We start from the raw sequence: 3,166 nt of genomic DNA on the forward strand, positions 1-3,166 counted from the left end.
TCACAGGCAACATAGTGCAACCGGGGTCAACCGAAACACCCTCCAGCATGAACCGTCGGCCGCCTGGACGCTGAACCCAGCGCAGGCCCCGTTCGAAACCGCAACAGGCCATCGGAATTTTCGATCACCACGGTGAGGCGAAGCGCCCCGGAGAAGCTAAACCGAAGTTTCGGCCGGTGGGATCAAGTAGGTACTCGTCTTCGCCGCTAGGTCCCTCGTCGGTCTGGAGCTGGATACGGACCAGGTCCGGGCCGGTGACAGTCACCGCCCAGCCCGGATGCGCCGAGTGTATCCAGCTGTGTTCGATGTCGAACGTGGTGAGATGTTCGACCCAGCGCAGCAGCTCGGCGTGGCTCGCGACAGTCAGGCCGAACAACGGGTATTCGGGCAACCCGACTACCGGCGCGGCGGCGCGCCGCAACAGCAGCCGGACACCGCACGGGTGTTGCAGCAGCACCGTCACCACTTCTGTTTCCCGTTCCTCGATCAAGACGGCGGCGAAACCGAACACGCGTGCATACCAATCGCTACCGGCCACCGGGTCGCTGGCCGGCACGCTCACATGGTGTATGCCAGTCAATAGGGGCATTGGCTTATTCTCCAAGCTCGGCGGGCAGCACTGTCGTAAGCCCTGACTAAAGGCCAAGAATGCTGGTCAGGCCGTCAATCGCGGCGCGGGCGGTCGCGTCCGACATGTGCCCGCGGATGTCTCCAGTGATGCTGATGGAGCTATGCCCGAGCAGATCAGCGACGGCCTTGATATGCACGCCCGCCTCGAGCCAGGCTTCGGCGGCACTGTGCCGCAACGTGTGCACGCCGACGTGTTCGACGCCTGCCTTATCGGCGGCAATCTCGATGGTCTGCAGCACGTTGCGCGGGCGCCGAACTCGGTGGTGAACACCAGGCCGCTATCGGTCCACTGGTCGCCGGCATGGAGCCTCTCGACGGCTGGGCTGCGCGTTGCGCCTTGAGCGCCGACACGATGGCAGGGGAGAGGGGCACCGTGCGCCGTGATCGTGGTGACTTCGGTTCGGTGATCATTAGTTCGGTGCCGATGCGGCCGGGCGTGGCCGCCACCTTCAGCGCGCTGTTGGTGAGGTCGACGCGATCCCAACCGCAGCGCCAACGCTTCACCGCGGCGCAGCCCGGTAGCTGACCTGCCGCACAGTGCTTCCCGACAAGCCTTGCTTGCTTAGCTTCACCACCAGCGCGTCGATGTGCGTCTTGCGCAGCTTGTTGAGTTGTGTGGTGCCCAGCGGCGCCGGGAATACACCAACATGGACTGGGCCGTGCAAGCCGAAACCCTGCTCAACCGTGTCGGTTCCACCGCAACAGCATTCGCGATGAACGCCAACACACTATCCGCGCTGGCCACGATCAAACGGTTCGAAGCAACCAGCCAAGATGGCGGCCTCGATAGCTCCCATCGTCTTCGAGCGGCCAGTTAACGGCCACGGCAAGCGCACCTGGAAAAGCCTACGTGCGATCATCGCAGACGCTGGCGCTTATCGCACCCTCTAATCATGCACGTTGTTCGGCCACCGCGGCCGACCGCGGCCGTGATATCGCCCATGCTGGCCGGCCAGCGGTGACACGATAGTGCTGTGAACGACGGCGGGCTGGCCGCGTGACATGACGACGGCAGCCTTGGTGTGCGGGTCGTGCGGTACCGAGCTGCCGCCGAACTCGAAGTTCTGTAACGAGTGCGGTGCGGCGGTCGCGGCGCACGATACCCATGCTGAGTTCAAGCAGGTGACGGTGCTGTTCGCCGATGTGGTGCATTCGATGGACATCGCCGCGGCAGTGGGTGCGGAGCGATTGCGCGAGATCATGGCCGAGCTGGTTGATCGCTCGTCGGTGATGGTGCAGCGGTTCGGCGGCACGGTCGACAAGTTCACCGGTGACGGGATCATGGCGGTGTTCGGCGCACCGGCGGCGTTGGAAGACCACGCCGTTCGTGCCTGTCTGGCGGCCTTGGGCGTTCAAGAGGAGGCTACGCGGCTTGCCGTCGACGTCCGAGAGCGTGACGGTGTCGAGCTGCAGTTGCGGGTGGGCCTCAATTCCGGTCAGGTGATCGCCGGTGAAATCGGCTCGGGTGCACTGGGTTACACCGCCGTCGGCGAGCAAGTGGGTATGGCGCAGCGGATGGAATCGGTGGCCCCGCCGGGTGAGGTGATGCTCAGCGCGTCGACAGCACGACTCGTTGAGGGCGCTGCCACCCTCGGTGAATCTGAGCTGGTTCGGATCAAGGGTGCCGATGAGCCGGTGCCCGCCCGTCGGCTGTTGGGCCTGGGCGACGGGCATCGCGCTGTCGGGCGTGCGGAGTCGAATCTGGTAGGCCGACGCTGGGAGATGGCCGCGGTCGAGGGCTTGTTGGACCGCGCCATCGACGGACACGGCGCGGTGGTCGGCGTGGTGGGGTCACCAGGCATTGGCAAGAGCCGTCTGGTGCACGAGGTCACCGCAATGGCAGCCGCCCGGGATGTAGAGGTGTTTACCGCCTTCTGCGAATCACACGCCAGCGACATCCCGTTTTACGTCGTGGCGCGGTTGCTGCGTGCTGCCACCGGCGTGCGCGGCCTCGACAATGCGGCCGCTCGTGCGGGGGTGCGGGCTCAATTCCCTGACGCCGACCCTGAGGACGTGCTGCTGTTGGAGGACTTGCTGGGCATCGCCGACCCTGAGGTGGCGCTGGCCAAGGTCGATCCGGATGCCCGCCGGCGGCGGTTGACCGCGCTGGTCAATGCCGCGTCGCTGGCCCGAAAAGCCCCGGCGGTCTATGTCGTTGAGGACCTGCACTGGATCGACCAGGTCAGCGAATCCCTAGTTGCCGGCTTTGTGGCGGTGATCCCGCAGACGCCCTCGCTGGTGCTGATCAGCTACCGCCCCGAATATCCGGGCGCGTTGAGCCGGGTGCCCGGCGCGCAGAGCTTCGCCCTTGGGCCGCTGAGCGATTCGGAGACCGCCGCGTTGGTCTTGCAGCTGCTCGGGCCGGACTCCTCGGTCGGCGGGTTGGCCACCATGATCGCCGAAAGGGCTGCCGGTAACCCGTTTTTCGTCGAGGAGATGGTGCGCGATCTGGCCGAGCGGGGTGTGCTGAGCGGAGCCCGTGGTAATTATGTCTGCCAGGTCGATCATGCCGATGCCGCCGTGCCGGCGACCCTGC

4 protein-coding genes are annotated in these 3,166 nt (G+C 65.6%); 1 reads left to right on the plus strand and 3 read right to left on the minus strand.

What is annotated here, in order from left to right:
* Positions 1-124: 124 nt before the first annotated feature.
* The 3 genes from ACLQI9_RS17595 to ACLQI9_RS17605 all read right to left on the minus strand — a co-directional run bounded on the left by ACLQI9_RS17595 (position 125) and on the right by ACLQI9_RS17605 (position 1,295).
* Positions 125-589 carry a VOC family protein gene (locus tag ACLQI9_RS17595; RefSeq protein WP_442391969.1) on the minus strand — a complete coding sequence of 155 codons (465 nt, stop codon included), beginning with the start codon at positions 587-589 and terminating at the stop codon, positions 125-127.
* Between the two features lie 46 nt (positions 590-635).
* Positions 636-869 carry a tyrosine-type recombinase/integrase gene (locus ACLQI9_RS17600; protein WP_442382591.1) on the minus strand — a complete coding sequence of 78 codons (234 nt, stop codon included), beginning with the start codon at positions 867-869 and terminating at the stop codon, positions 636-638.
* A 261-nt stretch (positions 870-1,130) separates the two neighbouring features.
* Positions 1,131-1,295 carry a hypothetical protein gene (locus ACLQI9_RS17605; RefSeq protein WP_442382592.1) on the minus strand — a complete coding sequence of 55 codons (165 nt, stop codon included), beginning with the start codon at positions 1,293-1,295 and terminating at the stop codon, positions 1,131-1,133.
* 337 nt (positions 1,296-1,632) lie between these two features.
* On the opposite strand from ACLQI9_RS17605, the gene ACLQI9_RS17610 reads away from it, so the two are divergent.
* The coding region (locus ACLQI9_RS17610) for an adenylate/guanylate cyclase domain-containing protein (protein WP_442391970.1) at positions 1,633-3,166 on the plus strand (1,534 nt) is incomplete at its 3' end.

This window comes from Mycobacterium sp., from assembly GCF_052143115.1.
Classification (GTDB): Bacteria; Actinomycetota; Actinomycetes; order Mycobacteriales; family Mycobacteriaceae; genus Mycobacterium.

Bases quoted from the DNA above. Each gene is read 5' to 3' on its own strand.
- ACLQI9_RS17595 (WP_442391969.1), bottom strand. From the start codon at position 589: ATGCCCCTATTGACTGGCATACACCATGTGAGCGTGCCGGCCAGCGAC.